The sequence below is a fragment of the Corynebacterium sp. USCH3 genome (assembly GCF_037619475.1).
GTDB lineage: Bacteria > Actinomycetota > Actinomycetes > Mycobacteriales > Mycobacteriaceae > Corynebacterium.
Window position 1 is genome coordinate 548,510 of the sequence record NZ_JAQPZT010000002.1, and the last position, 21,318, is coordinate 569,827.

At 66.4% G+C, this 21,318-nt stretch carries 19 protein-coding genes and 3 tRNA genes; 6 read left to right on the plus strand and 16 right to left on the minus strand.

Annotated elements, in window-relative coordinates:
• Positions 1 to 117: 117 nt before the first annotated feature.
• From PQI66_RS05765 to PQI66_RS05775, 3 genes are all read right to left on the minus strand, one after another.
• Positions 118 to 191: transfer RNA gene (locus PQI66_RS05765), tRNA-Pro, on the minus strand.
• A gap of 147 nt (positions 192 to 338) precedes the next feature.
• A tRNA-Gly gene (locus PQI66_RS05770) sits at positions 339 to 413 on the minus strand.
• Positions 414 to 616: 203 nt separating this feature from the next.
• Entirely contained in the window at positions 617 to 2,377 is a 1,761-nt protein-coding gene (locus PQI66_RS05775) for a pyruvate dehydrogenase (protein WP_339996685.1), read from the minus strand.
• 268 nt (positions 2,378 to 2,645) lie between these two features.
• On the opposite strand from PQI66_RS05775, the gene PQI66_RS05780 reads away from it, so the two are divergent.
• Positions 2,646 to 2,873: a hypothetical protein gene (locus PQI66_RS05780; RefSeq protein ID WP_339996686.1), complete on the plus strand. Its 228-nt coding sequence runs from the start codon at positions 2,646 to 2,648 to the stop codon at positions 2,871 to 2,873.
• A gap of 6 nt (positions 2,874 to 2,879) precedes the next feature.
• On the opposite strand, the gene PQI66_RS05785 is transcribed toward PQI66_RS05780, so the two are convergent.
• The 4 genes from PQI66_RS05785 to PQI66_RS05800 all read right to left on the minus strand — a co-directional run bounded on the left by PQI66_RS05785 (position 2,880) and on the right by PQI66_RS05800 (position 4,772).
• Entirely contained in the window at positions 2,880 to 3,356 is a 477-nt protein-coding gene (locus PQI66_RS05785) for a ribose-5-phosphate isomerase (RefSeq protein WP_339996687.1), read from the minus strand.
• 124 nt (positions 3,357 to 3,480) lie between these two features.
• On the minus strand, positions 3,481 to 3,720 hold the full coding sequence (locus PQI66_RS05790; protein ID WP_339996688.1) for a hypothetical protein: 240 nt from the start codon (positions 3,718 to 3,720) through the stop codon (positions 3,481 to 3,483).
• Between the two features lie 8 nt (positions 3,721 to 3,728).
• The gene (locus PQI66_RS05795; RefSeq protein WP_339996689.1) at positions 3,729 to 3,935 is read right to left on the minus strand and encodes a hypothetical protein; all 207 of its coding nucleotides are present in this window, start codon (positions 3,933 to 3,935) and stop codon (positions 3,729 to 3,731) included.
• A gap of 195 nt (positions 3,936 to 4,130) precedes the next feature.
• Positions 4,131 to 4,772: a mycothiol-dependent nitroreductase Rv2466c family protein gene (locus tag PQI66_RS05800; protein ID WP_339996690.1), complete on the minus strand. Its 642-nt coding sequence runs from the start codon at positions 4,770 to 4,772 to the stop codon at positions 4,131 to 4,133.
• Positions 4,773 to 4,914: 142 nt separating this feature from the next.
• Between PQI66_RS05800 and pepN the strand changes: the two genes are divergently transcribed.
• Positions 4,915 to 7,584 (plus strand): aminopeptidase N, encoded by a 2,670-nt coding sequence (gene pepN, locus PQI66_RS05805; protein ID WP_339996691.1) that lies wholly within the window; start codon positions 4,915 to 4,917, stop codon positions 7,582 to 7,584.
• Positions 7,584 to 7,973, plus strand: coding sequence for a globin (locus PQI66_RS05810; protein ID WP_339996692.1), 390 nt, complete (start codon positions 7,584 to 7,586; stop codon positions 7,971 to 7,973). The genes pepN and PQI66_RS05810 overlap by 1 nt, the downstream gene beginning before the upstream one ends.
• A gap of 20 nt (positions 7,974 to 7,993) precedes the next feature.
• Here the strand turns inward: PQI66_RS05810 and PQI66_RS05815 are convergent, their stop codons facing one another.
• The 6 genes from PQI66_RS05815 to PQI66_RS05840 form a co-directional block, all read right to left on the minus strand.
• Entirely contained in the window at positions 7,994 to 8,737 is a 744-nt protein-coding gene (locus tag PQI66_RS05815; RefSeq protein WP_339996693.1) for a hypothetical protein, read from the minus strand.
• 32 nt (positions 8,738 to 8,769) lie between these two features.
• On the minus strand, positions 8,770 to 9,273 hold the full coding sequence (locus PQI66_RS05820; RefSeq protein ID WP_339996694.1) for an acyl-CoA thioesterase: 504 nt from the start codon (positions 9,271 to 9,273) through the stop codon (positions 8,770 to 8,772).
• Positions 9,274 to 9,374: 101 nt separating this feature from the next.
• The gene (ettA, locus tag PQI66_RS05825; RefSeq protein ID WP_339996695.1) at positions 9,375 to 11,045 is read right to left on the minus strand and encodes an energy-dependent translational throttle protein EttA; all 1,671 of its coding nucleotides are present in this window, start codon (positions 11,043 to 11,045) and stop codon (positions 9,375 to 9,377) included.
• A 242-nt stretch (positions 11,046 to 11,287) separates the two neighbouring features.
• Positions 11,288 to 12,184: a hypothetical protein gene (locus PQI66_RS05830; RefSeq protein ID WP_339996696.1), complete on the minus strand. Its 897-nt coding sequence runs from the start codon at positions 12,182 to 12,184 to the stop codon at positions 11,288 to 11,290.
• Positions 12,185 to 12,272: 88 nt separating this feature from the next.
• Entirely contained in the window at positions 12,273 to 12,854 is a 582-nt protein-coding gene (locus tag PQI66_RS05835; protein ID WP_339996697.1) for a single-stranded DNA-binding protein, read from the minus strand.
• A 216-nt stretch (positions 12,855 to 13,070) separates the two neighbouring features.
• Positions 13,071 to 15,269, minus strand: coding sequence for a cytochrome c oxidase assembly protein (locus tag PQI66_RS05840; protein WP_339996698.1), 2,199 nt, complete (start codon positions 15,267 to 15,269; stop codon positions 13,071 to 13,073).
• A gap of 80 nt (positions 15,270 to 15,349) precedes the next feature.
• Here PQI66_RS05840 and PQI66_RS05845 point away from each other — a divergent pair.
• A tRNA-Arg gene (locus PQI66_RS05845) sits at positions 15,350 to 15,426 on the plus strand.
• Positions 15,427 to 15,471: 45 nt separating this feature from the next.
• Here PQI66_RS05845 and PQI66_RS05850 read toward each other — a convergent pair.
• Entirely contained in the window at positions 15,472 to 16,302 is an 831-nt protein-coding gene (locus tag PQI66_RS05850; RefSeq protein ID WP_339996825.1) for a helix-turn-helix transcriptional regulator, read from the minus strand.
• A 114-nt stretch (positions 16,303 to 16,416) separates the two neighbouring features.
• Between PQI66_RS05850 and PQI66_RS05855 the strand changes: the two genes are divergently transcribed.
• Positions 16,417 to 17,181 carry an SDR family oxidoreductase gene (locus tag PQI66_RS05855; RefSeq protein ID WP_339996699.1) on the plus strand — a complete coding sequence of 255 codons (765 nt, stop codon included), beginning with the start codon at positions 16,417 to 16,419 and terminating at the stop codon, positions 17,179 to 17,181.
• Positions 17,182 to 17,184: 3 nt separating this feature from the next.
• Here PQI66_RS05855 and PQI66_RS05860 read toward each other — a convergent pair whose 3' ends face one another.
• Together PQI66_RS05860 and PQI66_RS05865 are read right to left on the minus strand one after the other, a co-directional pair.
• Positions 17,185 to 18,339: an acyltransferase family protein gene (locus PQI66_RS05860; protein ID WP_339996700.1), complete on the minus strand. Its 1,155-nt coding sequence runs from the start codon at positions 18,337 to 18,339 to the stop codon at positions 17,185 to 17,187.
• 70 nt (positions 18,340 to 18,409) lie between these two features.
• A complete protein-coding gene (locus PQI66_RS05865) occupies positions 18,410 to 20,077 on the minus strand; it encodes an SLC13 family permease (RefSeq protein ID WP_339996701.1) in 1,668 nt (555 codons plus the stop codon).
• A gap of 337 nt (positions 20,078 to 20,414) precedes the next feature.
• Here PQI66_RS05865 and cmrA point away from each other — a divergent pair, with 337 nt between their 5' ends.
• Positions 20,415 to 21,248 (plus strand): mycolate reductase, encoded by an 834-nt coding sequence (cmrA, locus tag PQI66_RS05870; protein ID WP_339996702.1) that lies wholly within the window; start codon positions 20,415 to 20,417, stop codon positions 21,246 to 21,248.
• Positions 21,249 to 21,318: the final 70 nt, after the last annotated feature.

Sequence of the window (21,318 nt, forward strand, 5' to 3'; positions counted from 1 at the left end):
GACGGTTGACATGGGGGTCGGCTCTCCGGGAACTCCACGGCTGAACTCCAGCACGCTGAGCCCCGGGACTGCCGTCCTGCCACACACCCTGTCTGACCGGCATCCGGTCCATACCCGTCGGGATAGCGGGATTTGAACCCACGACCCCTCGCTCCCAAAGCGAGTGCGCTACCAAACTGCGCCATATCCCGGCCGCAGAACCGCCGTCTCCGGAGGATCTGCTCGCCACGACGTTACGGGATGGTCTGAACACCCGGCAACAACGGGGTCCCGTAAGCAGTCCGGCCGTGTACCCGGGCATGAGTGAAGCCCCGACCATCCTGGTCGGGGCTTCACTGTGGAGGGAATGACGGGAATCGAACCCGCGTCTTCAGCTTGGAAGGCTGAGGTATTAGCCACTATACGACATTCCCGTTGGTGCGAAAACGACGATACACCACGTCTGCGGCGCAGGAAAAACTGCAGGCCCCGACGGTGGAGGTGCCCTGTGTGGTCGTCCTGGGCGAGTACGCCACCGGACGATGCGGGCGTACCGGATCCGACGGAACCCTGCCACCGGTCCGCCGGATCGGGTACGCCCGCATACGCGAGGCACCTGCCCCGGGCACGCGTTGACCTACAGGCCCTTGAACCCCGACGGCCGCGGGACGTTGCGCAGGTTCGACTTCGCCATCGTGAACATCTTTCCCACCCCACCCTCGAGGACGGTCCGGGTAGCCGCGCGGGCGAACCCGGCGACCTGTTCCAGCGAGATCTCCGGCGGGATGGAGAGGGCGTTCGGGTCGGTGACGACATCGATCACGGCCGGACCGTCGTACGCCAGGGCCTCGGCGAGGACCGGCTTCACGTCCGTGGGGTCCTCGATGCGGAACGCCTTGATCCCGCAGGCCTCGGCGATGTCGGCGTAGTTGACCTTCTCGTGGTCGGTGCCGAAGTCGGGCATGCCGGCGACGAGCATCTCGAGCTTGACCATGCCGAGCGTCGAGTTGTTGTAGACGACCGCCTTCACCGGTACCTGGTGCAGCTTCATCGTCAGCAGCTCCCCCATCAGCATGCCGAGACCACCGTCACCGCACATGGCGATCACCTGACGGTTGCCCTCGACAGCTTCGGCCGCTCCGATCGCCTGCGGCAGCGCATTGGCCATCGTGCCGTGGCGGAAGGACGCCAGCAGCGTGCGGTCCGCCGTCGGTGTGATGTAGCGCGCGTGCCAGACGTTGCACATCCCGGTGTCGGCGGTGAAGACGGCATCGTCGTCCGCCAGGTCGTCGAGGACGTAGGAGACGTACTCCGGGTGGATCGGCGTGTGGTGTTCGATGTTCTTCGTGTAGGCGTCGACGACATGACGCAGGTTCTTCTCCTGCGCCTTGAGCATCGACTCGAGGAAGGACGCGTCCGTCTTCTCCTCGATCAACGGCAGCAGGTCGGTGATCGTCGCCGCGACGTCACCGGTGACCGGATGGGTCACCGTAGTACGTCGCCCGATGTTGGCGCCCTTGATGTCGACCTGGGCGGTGACGGTGTCGCGCGGGAGGAACTCCGAGTACGGAAAGTCGGTACCGAGCAGGATCAGCAGGTCCGCCTCGTCGAAGGCTTCAGAGCAGGCGCCGTACCCGAGCAGTCCGGACATGCCGACGTCGTAGGGGTTGTCGTAGTGGAGGAACTCCTTGCCTCCGTAGGCGTGACCGACCGGGGCCTTGACCTTCTCAGCGAGGGCGAAGACCTCCTCGCGGGCGTCGCGGCACCCTGCACCACCGAAGATGGTGATCTTCGAGGCCGTGTTGACCGCCTCTGCCAGGCTCTCGAGCTCGGACTGCGCCGGATGCACGACGGGACGCTCCGCGGCGATGGCCGAGTCGAGCTGGGGCGAGTCCACGGCGTCATCACTGGCGATGTCCCCAGGGATGACCAGCACGGACACACCGTTGCCCGCCATGGTGGACTGGATTGCGTGGTGCAGGATCGTGGCCCCCTGCGCCGCCGAGTTCACCATCTCGCAGTACCCCGAGCACTCGGCGAAGAGCGCTTCCGGATGGGTCTCCTGGAAGTAGTGGGAACCGATGAACTGGGACGGGATGTGGCTGGCGATGGCCAGCACCTTGGCTCCGTTGCGGTGGGAGTCGTACAACCCCTGGACCAGGTGCGTGTTTCCCGGCCCACAGGAGCCGGCGCAGACGGCGAGCCGTCCGGTGACCTGCGATTCCGCTCCCGCAGCGAACGCCGCCGCCTCCTCGTTACGGACGTGGAACCATTCGATACTGCTCCGCTTGACCGCGTCGACCACCGGGTTCAGACTGTCGCCGACGAGACCGAAGATCCGCCGTACTCCCTGCGCTTCCAGGGCCGCGACGAGCTGTTCGGCATAGTTTCGAGCCATGTGGCTCCTCCTGAGTATGAGGGTTTCGCTGACAAGGACCCCTCCGAGGTTATGCCGACAGCGGGAACGCTGCACAGAGAGCTTGGTCACCCCTCACCGGACAGGCAAAGCTAATCCATAGATAAGTATAAATTTGGCCTGCCCTTACCCCCGTCGTGCCCTCCACCCCCGTGTCGGGACTGAGTCGATCAGCGGTTTTACCGCACCGCCGCATGATTCTCAGCCATAAAACTACTTCCCCGAGGGAAGAAACGTAGCGTGAGTTCTCATGAAGCCCACCATCGTCGACGCCGACAGCGGCCGCGAACTGTGGACCGCGACTGAATGCGCGGACTACGCCGGCACGTCCCGCGGAACCTTCACCAGCTACGCAGGACGGGACCGGGCCCCGAAGCCGGTCGCGAAACATCATGGGCTGACCCTGTGGGACGCCCAGGAAGTCAAGGAATGGCACACGTCCCGAAACCGTCGGTCGGCGGACGGTACCGGAGACTGACGCCCCCTACTTCGCGTCGGGGATTTCCGGCGTCTGGCCGGTCTGCTCGTAGGTGTCGAGGATCTCGATCCGGCGCTGGTGGCGGTCGACACCCGACCACGGCTCGGCGATGAACGCGTCGACGATCTCCAGGATCTCCGGCTCCGAGTGCATGCGCCCGCCGATGCCGATCAGCTGGGCGTTGTTGTGCTCACGGGCGAGCTTGGCGGTCTCCACAGACCAGGCGAGGGCGCAGCGGGCACCGACGACCTTGTTCGCGGCGATCTGCTCACCATTGCCTGACCCCCCGAGGACGATACCGAGGGAGCCCTCGTCGTCGACGGTCTTGCGGGCGGCTTCGATACAGAAGGCGGGATAGTCGTCCTCCGGGTCGAAGGTGTGGGCGCCACAGTCGACGACGGTGTGCCCCTTCTCCTTGAGGTGGTCCGCGATGACATTCTTCATCTCGAATCCGGCATGGTCAGCACCGAGGTAGATACGCATGACCCTGAGTTTATCGGACGCCGGGACCCTGCAGTTGATTGTGCTGAAGTTTCCCCCCCTGAATGCAGCTGCGGGGTCGACGCCCGGTGCGGACGCCGACCCCGCAGGGCCGTTCAGGACGAACCTAGTTCCCGGCGATGGAGCCGATGGCTTCGCCGATTGTCCCGGGAATCAAGTCAACCAACTCTTCGCCTCCCAGCGACCCGACCAGCGAACCCACGAGACTTCCGCCGGCGTCAGCGGCAGAACCGTCGCCCGCCAGAGACCCTTCGGTACTCAGCATGTCGAAATCTCCGCCCAGAACGCCGGCAAGAATCTCCTTCAACTCCCCCAGCAGCGGCAACAGCTCTATGATGGCGCCCATTCTACCGCTTACCCCTCGGCCCCGTCGTTCGACAACGATCCAGTGACCGACTCGATCGACCCGGTCAGGTCCCATTCACTACTGCCGTCGAAGATCCCCTCCAGCGAGCCTTCCGTGCTGAGCACAGTCAGGTCGCCCTTGAGCAGACCGACGAAGATGTTAAGCAGGTCGCCGAGAATGTCTGTGATGCCCGCGATACCTTCAAGTGAACCCATGATCTACATACCCCTTGTACGTGTGGTGATTAAGGAACTGGAGAGTGATTCGACACCAGACAACGCCACAGCATTCCCTGACCTGCCGATACGGAAAATTGTATCCTCAGGGAACACTGACCGGACCACAATGATGAACCTGCGTTACCCCCGGGGGTAGAGGAGCAGCAGAACAGTAAACCCCTTTCAGGGCACCTACTCCGCGCTGGGGTCTTCCGTCCTCGTCCGCTTGAGCTCGAAAAAGTGGTCGTAGCTGCCCAGAGTCACTGCGGCGTCGAAAATCTTGCCTGCCTCCTCCGAGCGCGGCACACGGGTCAGCACCGGACCGAAGAAGGCGTGTCCACCCAACTCCACCACCGGCGTCCCCACGTCGTCACCGACCTTGGCGATCGCCGTCGACTGGTAGCTGCGGAGCGTCGGCTCCCAGGCGTCCGCGTCGTCCCCGCGTGAATGCGCGGCATCAGCGTAGTCTGCGGAGAGGCCGACCTCCTCCAGCACCTCGGCGATGAGGTCGTCGTAGGCGCCCTCCCCCTTGCGTCCGCCCTGGCCCTGGTCGTGGATCCTCGTGCCCAGCGCAGTGTAGAGCGCGTCGACCTTCTCCGGCTCCTTCGTGTAGACGGCGGCCGCGACGAGAGCCGGCCCCCAGGCGGCGGTCATCGCCTCGGCGTACTCCTGCGGGATGTCCCTGCCCTCGTTCAACACCGCCAGACTCATCGGCGCGAACGTCACCTCGATGTCCCGGACGGCCTCGACCTCCTTGATCCACCGACTCGTGACCCAGGCGAACGGGCACGTCGCGTCGAAGTACAGGGTGACCGGTGTGGTGCTCGTGCTCATGAAACTGCTCCTTCTGACGTACATTCAGTGATTCGACACCCGAGGGTACGCGCACCTGAGCCGCCTGTGAGCCGCCCGTGAGCCGCCTCTGGGACCACCCATGTCCGGACAGGACGGTCCGTCCCGACTATCGTGGTTCCCTATGAGTTCAACCAATCTCACCCGATCCGAGGCGGCCGCACGGTCGGGCCTGATCACCGACGTCCACTACGCCATCGACCTCGACCTCACCGAGGGCGGCAACCTGGACCACCGGACGTTCTCGTCGGTGACCACCGTGACCTTCACCGTCACGAAGGCCGGGTCCACGTTCATCGACCTGCGCGCCGAGGAGATCTCCACGGTCGAGCTGGACGGCGGTGACATCCTCCCGCTCGCCCTGCCCGGCGACGGTGAAGGTCGCTACGACGAGTCCCGCGGGCTGCAGCTCGACGACCTCACCCCGGGGCGTCACGAGCTGACGATCGTGGCGGAGTCGCTCTACTCCACCACCGGCGAGGGACTGCACCGGTTCCAGGACCCGGCCGACAACCAGGTGTACATGTACACCCAGTTCGAGGCGGCGGACGCCAAACGCGTCTTCGCCTGCTTCGACCAGCCGGACATCAAGGCCACCTACGAGGTCGCCGTCCACACCCCCACCAACTGGACCGTGGTCACGAACAACACGGTGTCCACCACGACCACCGGTGGTGAGAAGACCGGTGAGACGACGCACCGCGCCGTCGTCGACTACCAGCTGTCGACCTACCTCATCGCGTTCTGCGTCGGTCCCTGGCACCACGTCACCGACTCGTGGACCGGGTCGCTGACCCCCACCGCCGAGGCCGAGGGAGTCACCGACACCCGCCTGGTGCCGGAGGGCGAGATCACCGTCCCGCTGGGCCTCTACGTCCGCCAGTCCCTGGCGGAGTACCTCGACGCCGACGTCCTGTTCGACGTCACCAAGCGAGGTTTCGACTACTACGCCGAGAACTTCGGCGTGGCCTACCCGTTCCACAAGTACGACCAGATCTTCTGCCCCGAGTACAACATGGGCGCGATGGAGAACGCCGGCTGCGTGACCATCCGTGACGAGTACGTCTTCCGCTCGGCGGCCAGCCACTACGAGTACGAGCGGCGCGCGGACACCATCCTGCACGAGTTGGCCCACATGTGGTTCGGCGACCTGGTCACGATGCGCTGGTGGGACGACCTGTGGCTCAACGAGTCCTTCGCCACCTGGTCCTCGGCGATGGCACAGACCCACGCCACCGAGTACGACACCGCCTGGGTGACCTTCGCCAACAAGGAGAAGTCCTGGGCCTACGCGCAGGACCAGCTGCCGTCCACCCACCCGGTGTTCTCCGGCGCCAACGACCTGGTCGAGGTCGACGCCAACTTCGACGGCATCACCTACGCCAAGGGTGCGTCGCTGCTCAAGCAGCTCGCCGCCTACGTCGGTCTGGAGCCCTTCTTCGCCGGCATCCGGGCGCATTTCGTCAACCATGCCTGGGGCAACGCGACCTTCGACGACCTGCTCGGCGCGCTGGAGAAGGCCTCGGGACGCGACCTGTCCGACTGGGCAGACCAGTGGCTCAAGACCACCGGCATCAACACCCTCAGTGCCGAGACCCAGGTGAAGGACGGTGCCTACACCTCCTTCGCCGTCGCCCAGTCCGGGGCCGCCCCGGGCGACGGCGAGACACGCACCCACCGTCTCGCCGTCGGCCTGTACGACATCCGGGACGGTTCCGTCGTCCTGCGCCGCCGTGTCGAGACCGACGTGGAAGGAGCATCCACCGACGTCCCCGACCTGGTGGGAGAGAAGAAGGCTGACCTCGTCCTCGTCAACGACGACGACCTGGCCTACGGGTTCATCGCCCTCGACGACACGTCGCTGACCACAGCCGTCGAGAACATCGCCGGCATCACCGACCCGATGGCGCGCTCGCTGATCTGGTCCGCGGCCTGGCAGATGACCCGCAACGCGCAGATGCGTGCCCGCGACTTCGTCGCTCTCGTCGTCCGCGGTGCCTGGGCAGAGACCCAGCTCGGCGTACTCGAGCAGATCCTCGCGCAGGCCGTCGGTGCCGTGGAGAACTACAGCGCCCCGGCGTGGCGTCGCGAGGGACGGGCCCTGCTGCTCGACGGCCTGCGCGCCGGTGCCGAGCGCACCGACGGCCAGGCCCGGCTCGCGTTCGTCCGCGCCTACGCCAACGCCGCGCAGGACGCCGACTCCACCGTCTGGATCCGTGGCCTGCTGGGCATCGGTGACACCGACGCCGGGGAACTCCTGCCCGGATTCACCGTGGACCAGGATCTGCGCTGGCGGCTTCTCACCGCCCTCGTCGGCGCGGTCGACGTACTCTCCGACGACGAGGCCGAGGCCCTGATCACCGCCGAGGAGCAGGCCGACCGGTCCTCCTCGGGGCGCATGAACGCCGTCAAGGCCCGTACCGCACGACCGGACTTCGAGGTCAAACGCACCGCCTGGAACACCATCACGCTGGACGGCCGGGACCTCGGCAACCTGGAGCTGCGCTACATGATCGCCGGACTGACCCACGTCGGCCAGGACAAACTGCTCACCCCGTTCGGACCGGAGTACGTGCAGCGCGCGGTGGACATGTGGGAGGAACTCTCCTCGGAGATGGCGCTGCGCACCCTCGACGGACTGTTCCCGTCCTGGGCCGGCTACGAAGACGTCGCCGACGACCTGCGCACCACCGCCGCCGACGAGTCCACACCCGCCGGCCTGCGTCGCGTCCTGTCCGAGGGCCTGTCGCGTGCCGACCGCGCCGCAACGGCCAGGAAGTTCGACGCCCGCTGATGACTCAACCGCAGAGCTTCTACGACGCTGTCGGCGGCGAGGACATCTTCCGCCGCATCGTCCACGAGTTCTACCGCCAGGTCCCCGACGACGACATCCTCGGCCCGATGTACCCCGCCGACGACCTCGCCGGCGCCGAGGACCGACTGCGCTGGTTCCTGGTGCAGTACTGGGGCGGCCCACAGACCTTCAACGAACAACGCGGCCACCCCCGCCTGCGGATGCGGCACATGCACTTCCCCATCAATCCTGACGCGCGTGACCGGTGGCTCGTCCTGATGGGCAACGCACTGGAGACCGTCAGCGAGGACGATCTCCCCGAGGCTCCCCGCCAGGCGATGTGGGACCACATGATCCGCGTCGCCGACATGCTGGTCAACAGGTTCTAGTCCCTGCCGCGGTGCCGCTGCTAGTTCGGTGACGGGATGCGTGCCAGACCACCGGGCCGCGGGACGTAGGCGGTGCCGAACAGTGCGTCGATCCGGATCCACGAACCGGTCGTGCTCACCCTGATCAGGTCGTGGGCACGCAACTCCTCCCGCCTCGGCTCCACCACCAGGCCGAGCGCACCGAGCGCGGCGACGACCCGCCCGGTGATCTCGACCGTTCCGGCGGCGGACGTGCCGGTCAGCTCCAGCAGGGTCTGGTCCAGCAGGGACGGGGGAAGCCCCGCGGGCCCGGAGTGTTCGTCTGCCTCCCGCTGCATCCCGGCGAACAACGCCCTCACGTCCGCCGCCGGGACAGTGTCGACCACCGTGTAACCGCCCGACGGTGGCGCCGTCCCGGTCCACAGCAACGAGACCACCCCTCCGAGGCTCACCTCGGCTGTGCCCTGCGCGTCCTGTGCGTCCGCTGCGCCGGAGAGCAGCCGCGGCAACGGGTCAGCCAGCACGACGGCGTCGTCGACCGACGGGACGGCATGGATGCGCTCGGCGACGATGCACCCCAGGGGGGTGGAGAAGATGACGTCCGCCATGTCCTCCCCCACCCGCACGACGCGGGCCATCGCCCCGGAGTCCATCCGCAGTGCCCGCGTCGCCACGGCAGCCGTCCGGCGCAGTGCGGACGCCCGGACCGCCGCAGGCTGCGACGAGGTGGTGAAGGTCAGCGACAGTTCTTCGGCAGGGCCGGCTCCCGGCAGGGTGAACATCATGGCTCCCAGGGTAACGCCGGCCATGACGGACGCTAGCGGCGCCGCCCCCCGACGACCGTGTTGTTCCCGGAGGCCCCGTCCTCCGCGGCTTCGTCGTCGTCGAGCGGGATGAGGAACTTGTCGATCACCTCGATGTCGCTCTCCGACCATGCCCGGGTCTTTCCCGAGATCGGATCGACACCGACGTTGACGGTATCCACGACAGCGACCAGGCGGTGCTGCCCGTTCCTGATGTACTGACGCATCTTGAAGGACTTCACGCCCACCTGGTAAATGAACGACTCCACCACCACGGCGACTTCGCTGGACGACACCGACTTCTGGTAGTCCACCGAGGCCCACCGCACGACGAAGGCCGGCACCGCCATGTCGATCTCGGTGACGACGTCGCGCACGAAGTCGATCCGTGCGTCCTGCGAGAACTCCAGGTACGCCGCATTGTTGACGTGCTGGAACTGGTCGAAGTCCGACCAGCGGAGGTTCACCCGTGTGCTGTGGTAGCGGGTACCGGTGGCCTCGTGGTCAACAAAAGGCATCGAAGTCTCTCCTTACACAGGCCAAGGACCCCAGCGTGTGACGCTGAGGCCCTGCCTGGACGGCTACGCCGCAGTAGTCCTGTTTTGTCTCGTAGAGGATTCTATCGGGAAAGCCGACGATGTGTTACCCGGGTAGGACGTGCGGCGTCCGCCCCGAGCCGCTCGACCTTGTTCTTCTCGTAGTCCTCGAAGTTGCCCTCGAACCAGAACCACTGGCCTTCGGCGACGTTGCCCTCCCAGGCGAGGATGTGGGTACAGGTCCGGTCCAGGAACCAGCGGTCGTGCGAGATGACCACGGCACAGCCCGGGAACTTCTGCAGTGCGTTCTCCAGGGAGCTGAGGGTCTCGACGTCGAGGTCGTTGGTCGGCTCATCCAACAGGATCAGGTTGCCGCCGAGCTTCAGGGTCAGCGCGAGGTTCAGACGGTTGCGCTCACCACCGGAGAGCACCTTCGCCGGCTTCTGCTGGTCGCCGCCCTTGAATCCGAAGGCGGAGAGGTACGCACGTGACGGCATCTCGTTCTGTCCGACGATGATGTAGTCCAGGCCGTCCGAGACGATCTGCCAGACCGTCTTCTCCGGGTCGATGTTCTCGCGGTTCTGGTCGACGTAGCTGAGCTGCACCGTCTTACCGACGACGACCTCGCCGTCGTCCGGCTCCTCGAGACCGACGATGGTCTTGAACAGCGTCGACTTACCGACACCGTTCGGGCCGATCACGCCGACGATGCCGTTGCGCGGCAGGGTGAACGACAGGTCCTTGATCAGGGTGCGTCCGTCGAACCCCTTGGTGAGGTTCTTCACGTCGACGACCTGGTTGCCCAGACGCGGCGGCGTCGGGATCTGGATCTCCTCGAAGTCGAGCTTCTTGTACTGCTCGGCCTCCTCGACCATCTCGTCGTACCGCTGCAGACGGGCCTTGTTCTTGGCCTGACGTGCCTTGGCTCCGGAACGGACCCAGGCGAGCTCCTCCTTGAGCCGCTTCTGCAGCTTCTGGTCCTTCTTCCCGGCGACCTCGAGGCGCTCCGCCTTGGTCTCCAGGTAGGTCGAGTAGTTGCCCTCGTAGGGGAAGAGCTTGCCGCGGTCGACCTCACAGATCCACTCGGCGACGTGGTCGAGGAAGTAGCGGTCGTGGGTGACCGCCAGGACAGCACCCTTGTAGTTCGCCAGGTGGCTCTCCAGCCACAGGACGCTCTCCGCGTCCAGGTGGTTGGTCGGCTCATCGAGCAGCAGCAGGTCCGGCTCGCTGAGCAGCAGCTTGGCCATGGCCACGCGGCGGCGCTCACCACCGGACAGGTGCGTCACCATCTCCTCCGGCGGCGGGCAGCGCAGGGCGTCCATCGCCTGCTCGATCTTGGAGTCGAGCTCCCAGGCGTCGGCGGCGTCGATCTTCTCCTGGAGTTCAGTCATCTCCTCCATGAGCTCATCGGTGTAGTTCGTGGCCATCTCCTCGGCGATGGCCTCATACCGGGTCTTGACCTCGAAGATCTCGCCGAGTCCCTCTTCCACGTTGCCGCGGACGGTCTTCTCCTCGTTCAGCGGCGGCTCCTGCAGCAGGATTCCGACGGTGGCGCCGGGGTCGAGGAAGGCGTCACCGTTGGACGGCTGGTCGATGCCAGCCATGATCTTCAGGAGCGAGGACTTGCCGGCACCGTTCGGTCCGACGACACCGATCTTCGCACCCGGGTAGAAGCTCATGGTGACGTTGTCCAGGACAACCTTCTCGCCGTGAGCCTTGCGTACGTTCCTCATCGTGTAGATGAACTCGGCCAATGTGTTCCCTCCGTCTGGCGCGGCTGCGTGCACCTGGTGCATCCAGCCCTGTCGTATACGGTTGACGAGCCTACCCCACCACGTGGTGGTTACCCGAAGCTGCGCTCCCCGCCCGGCACAGGTCCGCTCCGTCTCACCGGACGGTTTCCGGGCATGGATGCGCTGAGTCGGGTAACTCAGCGCATCCATGCTCGGAAACCGTTCCCCCGACTCCCCCTCTCCCCCGGCCTCCCGCTGACAACTCACCGTCGTGCCGCCGGGTGCCGGAGCCAGATCGGATCGTCCTGCGGTTCGGGGAACTCCACGCCCTGCCTGCTCATCCGTGAGACGACCGCCCGCCGGATATCACGGGCTATCTCGTCAGGCGCCTCATTGACGCAGTAATTCGTGTACCTCTGCAGGATCCAGCCCAGGTGTGTGGCCTCGTTTCCTTTCCATGCGTCCTTGACGAAACTCCCTACGGTGGTCCCCGCCCCGCCGTCGGCGTGGAACATGTAGCTGTCGATCTCCACGACCACCCTGGCCTCAGGTATCACTAGGTCATAGCAGTAGTTACCGACCATCCGATTAACCTGGACGGTGACCGGGAGATCAGCGAGTGCGTCACGGATGATCGCGAATGCTCGTCTCTCCAGCAGGCTGGCTGCACCGACGGGCGTGCTCCGGAGTAGCTTCCGGGCCTTCGCTCTTCCCGACACCAGCGCGACGAGATCCTGCTCCAGGACGCTCTGCGCACCGATCCCGCGGTATGCCTCGGCGAGAAACGCACGGAGGTCCTCGTCGGGCATGTCCGCGTCCACCGCCGCCTGGAGCGGTGTGACGATGGTCAGCCCGCTGCCCTCCCGCAACCGCGTCGGGACCCCGGTCCGGATAACGGCGTGCCGAGTCCGCCGTGCCGAGCTCCGGTGCCGGGCCTGGGCCGGCCATGCCACGGGTTCACCGAGGTAGAGACTCATGGCGGTACGACCGGTGAACACCACGCCCCGGACGTCATGGAGAACTGTGAGGGTGAGGAGGTCGTCGGGCTCTTCGTCGCTGTACACCCCGCGCATGACCGAGTACAGCCGTCCGTCCCGCACCGCGGCACGCAACTGATTCTCCGTCTGCCCGTCCAGAAGTTCAGCCGTCGTCCAGATCATCCGTAGTTCTTCCCCCTCGAACCCCCCCGGAGAACTTTCCGGGAGCTTCCGGGAGTTTCCCGGGCCCGGTCCCGACGAGGTCCCCGAATCAGAACGGCGCCGAGTCGCCGGCGGTCGCGAGTTCAGGGTCGGTGGTGTCAGCGGGAGTGTCCCCGTTCCCTTCCCCGTCACCGGTGGAGACCGCAACGGCGGAGTACCCGCCGAAGGACGATGCGTCGGCACCGTCGCCCACGGGTGCCGGTGCCGAGGCGTCCTGCGACTCCCTGTCTTTCTCCTTGTTCTCCTTGTTCTTGTCGCGCAGAGACCACGTGGACGTGGAGTGGCTGAGGTCCAGGCCGACGTTCGTCGCGGTCAGGCGCCAGATGGTCTCGGAGAGGTTCTGGCCGTCCCTGCCCGTACGGGGGTTGTCGGGCACGTAGGTGTAGGACGTCATCCGCCCGACAATGACCAGCGGCGCCCCCTTGACCACGCTCTGCATCACGTGGTCGCCGAGCCTGCCCCAGCACTGGACGTCGATGAACAGGGTTCCGGAGTCCTTCCACTCACCGTTGTCGTTCCAGCTCGGTGTCGACGCCATCCGGAAGGTGACGAGTCTCGGCGCCGTCGAGTGACGCTGGGGGTGCGTGGCGGCGAACCCCGTCATTGTCACGGACATCTGTTGTGTGGCCATCGTCGGCACACTCCTCCCCCCGGATCTCCCCGGGATCCGCGGCGCCCCGTGATCGTTCTGCGGTCGGGCGTCGCCCGGTGGCCGGCGGAGTGGTCCCCCACCTCAGTGCCCCCGGTAGGCCACATTGTCGCGCCGGACGCATCCCGCGGTCAACGTCCTCCCCGCCGCCTGTGGACAACGTCGCAGGAATGCGACCGGAGTTGTCCACAACCCCGGTCACTGCTGGTCGCGCTGGTCGCGTTGGCCGTGGTGGTGGTTCCGCTTCACCTTGTCCGAGTGCACGTAGCCCTGGACCTCGTCGCCGCGGTACTCGGTGCGGTAGTACGCGTCCGCAGCGGCGTCCCGTCCTTCGCCGAGCCCGGAGAGCATGGCGTTGTAGGCATCGAGGTCGGCGTCGTTGTCGCGGTCGGCCTTGCGGTCGTAGCGGGCGGCGTCCTTACGGTCCTGCCGCAGCCACTGCACCGCGTGGGCGGTACTGACGACCAGCAGCGGCAGTTCGCTGAGCCCCCAGGCGATCGCGCCGCCGGTGTGCTGCTGCTCCATGAGGTCGACGTCGAACGGCAGCTGCAGCGACAGGTAGTAGGACTCCGCCAGCGGCTGTGCCATCTGCATCATCGCGATACCGAACCAGGCGTGGAAGGCCATGGAGGCCAGGGTCATGAGCAGTTTCATGAACGGGCTGAGCTGGCGCGGTGCGGCGTCCACGCCGATGACGACCCAGTAGAACAGGTACCCGGAGATCAGGAAGTGGATCATCATGAACAGGTGGCCGGCGTGTTCGGAGGCCAGGTCACTGTAGAGGTCCGACAGGTACAGGGCGTAGAACCCGACGACGAACTGGAAGGACGCCACGATCGGGTTCGTGAGGAACCGGGACACCGGGTTGTTGATGAAGACCACCAGCCATTCGCGGGGACCCTGCAGGCCGTCCCGCCCGGCTGGGCGCAGCGCGCGCAGCAGCAGCGTCATCGGACCGCCCAACACCCAGAACACCGGGATGAGCATGGTCAGCGCCATGTGCTGCAGCATGTGTGGGGCGAACATCGCCATGGAGTACATTCCGAGCCCGGAGCACGTAACGAAGATCAGCACCAGGTTGCCCAGTGTCCACCACACCAGGCGGCTGACCTTCCACTCCACGCCGCGGCGCCGCACGACGATCCAGGCCCACATGTAGACGGCCTGCAGCAGCAGGGCGATCGTGCCGAAGACCAGGTCGAAGCGCCAGTTGGTGAGCACCGCGGCGAGACTGAACGGCTCGGAGACGTCGAAGCCCATGATCAGTTCCGCCGGGGTGATGTCGGCGACCACCTCTGCCGGCGGCGGGATGCGGGTCAACGACAGTGCCACGCCGACCGTCGCCGCCATCACGAAGACCTCGACCAGTGCGAGACGGACGAACGGACGACGCCACCACACTGCTGGTCTGGCGGACGCCGCGCCAGACGCGCCGAGCTGCGGTATCGTCCACCGGCGGTGGGCGAACCCGATACCGGCGAGGATGACGGTGAGCACCGCCTTGGCCAGGATCACCCGGCCGTAGTCGGTGGTGAACCACTCACTGAAGGACAGCCGGATGCCTGCGTTGATCAGCCCGGAAACCGTGATACCGATGATGCAGAACAAGGCGACGACGCTGTACCGACCGGTGATCTCGGCGAGGAACGGACCACGCCGCGCGGCGTGCGCGACGAGCGCCATGAGCCCGCCGATCCAGACCGCGGCGAGGATGATGTGCCACAGCAGGGAGTTCACCCCGTAGTCGTGGTTGCCGCCGGAGGCGGAGTGCCCCTCGAGCGCGACCGGGATCAACGACGCGACGGCGATCACGAAGAACACCGGCTGCCAGATCCAGCGCCTCGTGAACAGGGACAGCACCGTGACGGCCGCGGCGATACCGGCGATCCACAGCACCGCCTTGGCGGTGGAGACCTGCGCGATCGCCACACCCCACATGTCGGGGCGCAGCGTGTCCTGCAACGGCTGGCTCGAGGCATCGGAGAGGTAGAGCGGCACCAACAGCAGGGCGCACACCGCCCACCCGGCCATCGCCCACGTGCCGGTCCGGGACGCCCGGTAGCCGTCGAGGTCGAGGTAACCGTCCTTGCGCGGTTGCGCACCGAAGGCACTCATGAGGAAGGAGCCGACGCCGAGGCACGCCAGGACGGTGCCCGTTCCCCGCACCAACGGCACGCCCCAGGACGTGACGGGGCCGGGGTCCGGGATGCCGAGGGCGGCGAGCGACTGGCCGAGGAATGCGTCGCTGATGACGGCAGCGACGAGGCCCGCCACCACCGCCGCGATGACGTAGATGGCGACCGGTGACCCGATGCGCCCGGCGGGACGGGCGGAGGACGGAGAGTTGGCGCCTGGAGAGCTGGGGGCTGATTCGGTGGCTACGGCCGCGTCGGACATGCACTGAACGTTACTAGCTGGGACCCCTGTACCCCGATTCCGCACAACCGGGTCACTGTGCACTACGATGACTACCGCAAGCCTCCGTAGCTCAGTGGATGAGAGCAACCGGTTTCTACCCGGTCGGTCGCGGGTTCGAATCCTGCCGGGGGCACCATCTGCGGGTCACCTCCTCCCTGCACGCGTCACCGGCCCGCCCAGCTCACCACCCACTGCGAGCGGCAAGCTGCTCGAGTTTGCCGGCAGCCTCCGAACGGGGCTCGGCGGTGAGCACCAGGAGGGCATGGTGCCGGTCCTCGGTGAACAACGACTGACAGTCGACCTCGATCGGCCCGAGCTCAGAGTGGACGAGGGTCTTGTGGTCCGCGAACCGTTGGTGCACCTCATGCTCCTCCCACAACGCGGCGAACTCGTCGCTTCGCCGGCGGAGCTCACCGGCGAGCTCCGCGGCCCGCGAACTTTGCCCCAGCGCTCCGAGCGCGGCGCGCAGCGAGGCCACCTGTGCCCTCCCCTGCCGACCGTGGTCGTGCACCGGATAGTGACTCCGTTCAGTCTCCGGGTGGATGAACCACCGGTAGATTTCGCTGCGCTCCATGCCCGTGAAACGACTGCGGTCCCCGAACAACTCCGTGGCCGGACCGTTCTGCACCAGCGTCTCCCCCAACACCGAGATGATCAACGCGGGCGTGTCCGACAACCGGTCCAGCACCCTCAGCAGCGCCGGCGGGACGTAGTCCCCGGTGTCCTGTCGCTCCGGCGCGCTCAGCCCGGCAACACGGAAGAGGTAGTCCCGCTCATCGGGACTCAGCCGGAGCCCCCGCGCCAGGGATCCGAGGATCTGCGGACTCGGCCGGGTACTCCGCCCCTGTTCGAGCCGGGTGTAGTAGTCCGCCGACATCCCGGCCAACAGGGCGACCTCCTCGCGGCGCAGCCCGACCGCCCGTCGCCGCGTCCCGACGGGCAGACCGACATCCGCCGGTTGGAGGGACTCCCGACGACGGGACAGGAAAGCTCCGAGTGCGTCACGGTCCATGGTCTGATCCATGGCACCCAGTATCACCGATGCGATGCTCCTCAACCAGGGATCCGCAGTCCCCCGATAACCGGTCTCTGGACCCGTGTCCGGTGCCGGCGGAGACTCGGAGCCATGGACATCACAGGTAACACCATCTTCATTCCCGGCGCGACGAGCGGCATCGGCCTGGCTCTGGCGCTCAGCCTCCGGGAGAAAGGCAACGAGGTCATCATCGGCGGCCGACGCACCGAACGCCTCGCCCAGATCACCGGGGACCACCCCGGAATCCACGCCGTCGAGATCGACACCACCCGTCCCGACAGCATCGGGGCCGCGGCCGACCGGATCCTCGCAGAACATCCCGACCTCAACGTACTGGTCACCATGGCCGGAATCATGCAGGTGGAGGACTGGACGACACCCCAGGGCTTCCTCACCAGTGCCGAACAGACCGTCACCACCAATTTGCTCGGCCCGGTCCGGCTCATCGCCGCCTTCATCGACCACCTGCAGACCCGTCCGGACGCGACGATCATGACCGTCTCCTCCGGCCTGGCGTTCACCCCGCTGAAGGCGACCCCGTCCTACAACGCGACCAAGGCGGCAATCCACCAGCTCAGCGAGTCCCTGCGTCTCCAACTGTCCGACACTCCGGTGGGCGTCCTGGAGCTGGTACCACCGTCAGTCGCCACCGACCTGATGCCCGGCCAGCGGGAGAGTTCGATCGCGATGCCGCTGGACGAGTTCATCGCCGAAGTCGTCCAGCTCATCGAGTCACAGCCGGATGCGACGGAGATCCAGGTCGAGCGCGTCAAATTCCTGCGCTACTCCGAGGCCCGGGGTGACTACGCGGACACGGTGGCAGCGTTGAACGGGGCCGACCCGCACGGGAAGTGACGCTCAGCGTGCCTGCCGCATCCACCGGGGCCGCTGGAACAGCCACGAGAAGCCGCACACCAGGAGGACCTTGTGCAGCCCCAGGCAGAGCACCGCGGCGATGCCCGCGAGAATCAGTGGCTGCAGTGGCAGCCCCGGGTCCGCCGGCAGGACGAGGTCGAGGACGAAGGCCACGGTCGCCAGCACCATGATGTGCATCAGGAACACCGGTAGTGTCCGCGAGCCGACGATGCTGAACGGCACGGTGATGCGCCAGGAGTCCATGTAGGAGAAGATGCTGACCACCGCGATGATGCCCACCAGGGCGAGGAACAGCCGGACGGGACCGTTGAGCCCGAAGTTGAAGTGGTCGTGGGTGGCGTCGATCCATATCGCCACCGCTGCGTAGACAGACACTGAGCCGGCGATGATCCACGGCGACCGACGTTGCGCCAACCGGTGGATCCACGGGGCGCCGTACATTCCCACCAGGTAGAAGACGTACGTCCGCAGAATGTCGTTCCACGGCCACCCGAACTCCGCCAGGGGACTCAGCACGCTCACCGCGCCTGCCACGAGAACCTGGACCACCGGCGGGACCCGGCGCGTCAGTTTCGACAGCACCGCGAACAGTGCCAGGGCGTAGACGAACCACAGGTAGGACTCCGGCCCCAGCACCGACAGCGCGATGCGTTCTGCCATCGGCCCCCAGTTCTCCGGGTCGAGCCCTTGCGGGGCAGGGACACCGTCACTGTTTCCCACGGAGGTGAGCGGCACCATCGACAGCCAGATCTCCCGGATCGGCACCCACAACACGAACAGCCACACCATGATCCAGACCCGCCGGTCGGCGAACGACCGCCACCGCTCGGAGAGGGCTTTCGCCGCGAACAGGCCCGTCAGCAGGAAGAACAGCGGCATACGGAACGGCCCCAGCATCAGGCTTACTCTCTCCCAGATGCCGGTGTCGTACCCGTTGTTGTTCAGGGTGATGTTGGCATGTCCGGCGACGACCAGCAGAATGCACAGGCCTTTCGCGGCATCGACCCAGCCGACCCGTCCGATGTATTCTCGCCGGCCACGGTGAGCGCTGTGGGTGCTCTGAGCGCTCTGAGCGTCACGCTCCCCCCGCGGGGACGGGTCGGACGGCTGGGGCGCGTCGGCGTCCACTCGGTCCACTCTCCCTGCATTACCTGAGAACATCTGTGTCCGACGCTACCTGTCCGGGCAGCCACCCGACGAAGCGGGGTTATCCGAGCGTCAGCCCGAACACGGGGACAGCCAGGGCGAACACCGTCAGAGTGATCAGAACGACCGCGACGAGGTTCAGCCAGATACCTCCCTTGAGCATGTCCCCGGCCCTGACGTAGCCCGAGCCGTAGGCGATCGCGTTCGGCGGGGTGGCCACCGGCAGCATGAACGCGCACGTCGCGGCGAGTGCGGTGGGTGCGACCAGCAGCATGATGTTCATCATCCCGTCTCCGGTCAGTCCGATACCGATGGCGACGCCACCCATGATCGGGATGAACGTCGCCGCCGTCGCGGTATTCGACGTGAACTCGGTGAGCGCCAGGACCACCGCCGTGATGGCGACGACCAGCAGTACCAACGGCAGCGCCTCCATCCCCTTGACCATCTCGCCGATCCACAGCGACAGGCCGGAGGCGGTCACCATCGACGACAGGGAGAGACCGCCGCCGAACAGGATCAGCACGTCCCACGGCAGCTCCTTGGCGTGGTCCCAGTCCATGACACGGGTTCCTCGCCTGTTCACCGGCACGGTGAACATCACCACGGCGGCCGTCATCGCGATCGCCGCGTCCGCGATGCTGATGGTCCACCATTCCGTGTACTCGGCGAGCAGCGGGATCGTGATCCAGGCGACGGCGGTCAGCAGGAAGATCACCCCGGCGACCTTCTCCGGCACCGTCATGGCGCCCATGTCGTCGATCTCCTTCTGGATCAGTTCCTTGCCGCCGGGGATCTCGGTCATCTCCGGTTTGAACACGGTCACGAGCACCAGCCAGGCGATGACGGTGAACACGATCGCCAGCGGAAGTCCGACCATCATCCACCGGCCGAAACCGATCTCGATGCCGTGGGTGGAGGACATGTACGCCGCCAGGAAGGCGTTCGGCGGGGTACCGATCAGCGTGCCGAGGGAGCCGATGGACGCCGAGTAGGCGATGGCCAGCATCAGTGCGGTGGCGAACTTCTTCTGCTTGTCCCACCCGCCGACGCGCTCGGCGGTCAGCGACAGGACGGAGACGCCGATGGGCAGCATGACGACCGCGGTGGCGGTGTTGGACACCCACATCGACATGAAGCCGGTGGCGATCATGAATCCGAGCACCAGCTGCTTCGGCCTGGTCCCCACGAAACGCACCACCAGCAGCGCCATGCGCCGGTGCAGGCCCCAGCGCTGGATGCCGAGAGCCAGGACGAAACCACCCATGAACAGGAAGATCGTGGGGTCTGCGTAGGGCGACGCCGCATCCGCCATGGAGGCGACCTGCAGGATCGGGAACACGACCAGCGGCACCATGGCGGTCGCCGCCAACGGCAGCGCCCCGGTCATCCACCATGCGCCCATGAGCACCATCACCGCAGCGGTGATACTCATCGAGCTGAGGGAGAACGGTCCGTTCTCGTCCTCCGGATGTGCCTCGTTGACCAGGTCTGCACCGTTCGACGGGAAGACGAAGTAGATGATGACGGCGAGCAGCAGACCCACACCGAGGCCGATGAACTTCCTGCGGTTGGTGGCGCGCTCCACCTCGGCGGAGTCGGCGGAGTCGGACGGGGCGTCGGAGTCGCCGGTACCGGCCGGCCCCGCCGGGTCAGTGTCCGTGGCGACGGCGTGCGGCGGACGGTCCTGGTCAGACGGCTGCTCGTCGCCGTCGGTGTGTGCAGACATGGTGTGTCCTCTCGTGAAGTCGGTGAACGTCAGTACCAGGGTAAGGCGGGTACTATCCCATGGCTAATGTTTTCTGTGCCCGGGGCTACCCGCAGGGGTGACGGCACGGGGTCACCGCCCACCCCCGTTGTGCGGCAAAGACCCGCCAACCCTAGCCACCGGTGGCATCTGTCACACACTCGGCACCCCTGTCGTCAACCCCGTTCCCCCGGATCATGCATCTCCCCGTGTGGTCCGACCAACTCCCGCAAGGCCCACACTCGCCCGACGTCCCGTCCGGACCGCCGTGTAGCCTGAAAGGCATTTCGCACCGTCACCGCCGAGGAGTTCCCCCACCGTGTTCCGACGTTCCCCCCGCACCACCTCCCTGCCCTCCCCCGGACCTGACCGCGTCGCCGTCGTCACCGGCGCATCGTCCGGCATCGGACAGGCGATCGCACAGGAGCTCGGCCGCCGCGGACACAACCTGCTCCTCGTCGCCCGCACCACCGCGCCGATGGAACGAATCCGCGACGAGCTCGCGACGGCACGCTCGGACGTGACCGTCGACATCCGCGCCTGCGACCTCGCCGACGCCACGGCGCGCGCCGCGCTCATCGAGGAGCTCAGGACGCGCGACGTCCACATCATCATCAACTCCGCCGGCGTGGCGACCTTCGGGCAGTTCCGCACGCTCGACCCGTCCTACGAACGACTGCAGTTCGAACTCAACGCCACGGCGGTCTTCGAACTCACCGCCGCGGTCCTGCCGGGCATGGTGGCCGGCGGGGACGCCGGCATCGTCAACGTCGGGTCGGTCGCCGGCAACGCCGCGATCCCGAACAACGCCACCTACGTCGGCACCAAGGCCATGGTCAACACCTTCACCGAGGCCCTGCACTACGAGCTGAAGAAGACCGGCGTACGCTGCACCCTCCTCGCCCCGGGACCGGTCCGCGAGGAGATGAAGGACGACGCGGAGCGTACGATCGTCGACCGTGCCACCCCCGACTTCGTGTGGACGACCTACCCGGACTGCGCGACCGAGACCCTCGACGCCCTGGCGGCGAACAAGCTCCGTGTCGTCCCCGGTGGACTGTCGAAGGTGGCGAACGTGATCTCCACCTACGTTCCCCGACGCCTGACCGCCCCCTTGTTCGGCGCAGCCTACTCCCGCATGGCCGAAGACTAGTAAAGACCCAGAAGGACACCGCATTGACTCCGAATCAGATCGCCAAGAATGACCGTATCGTCTGGGCCGA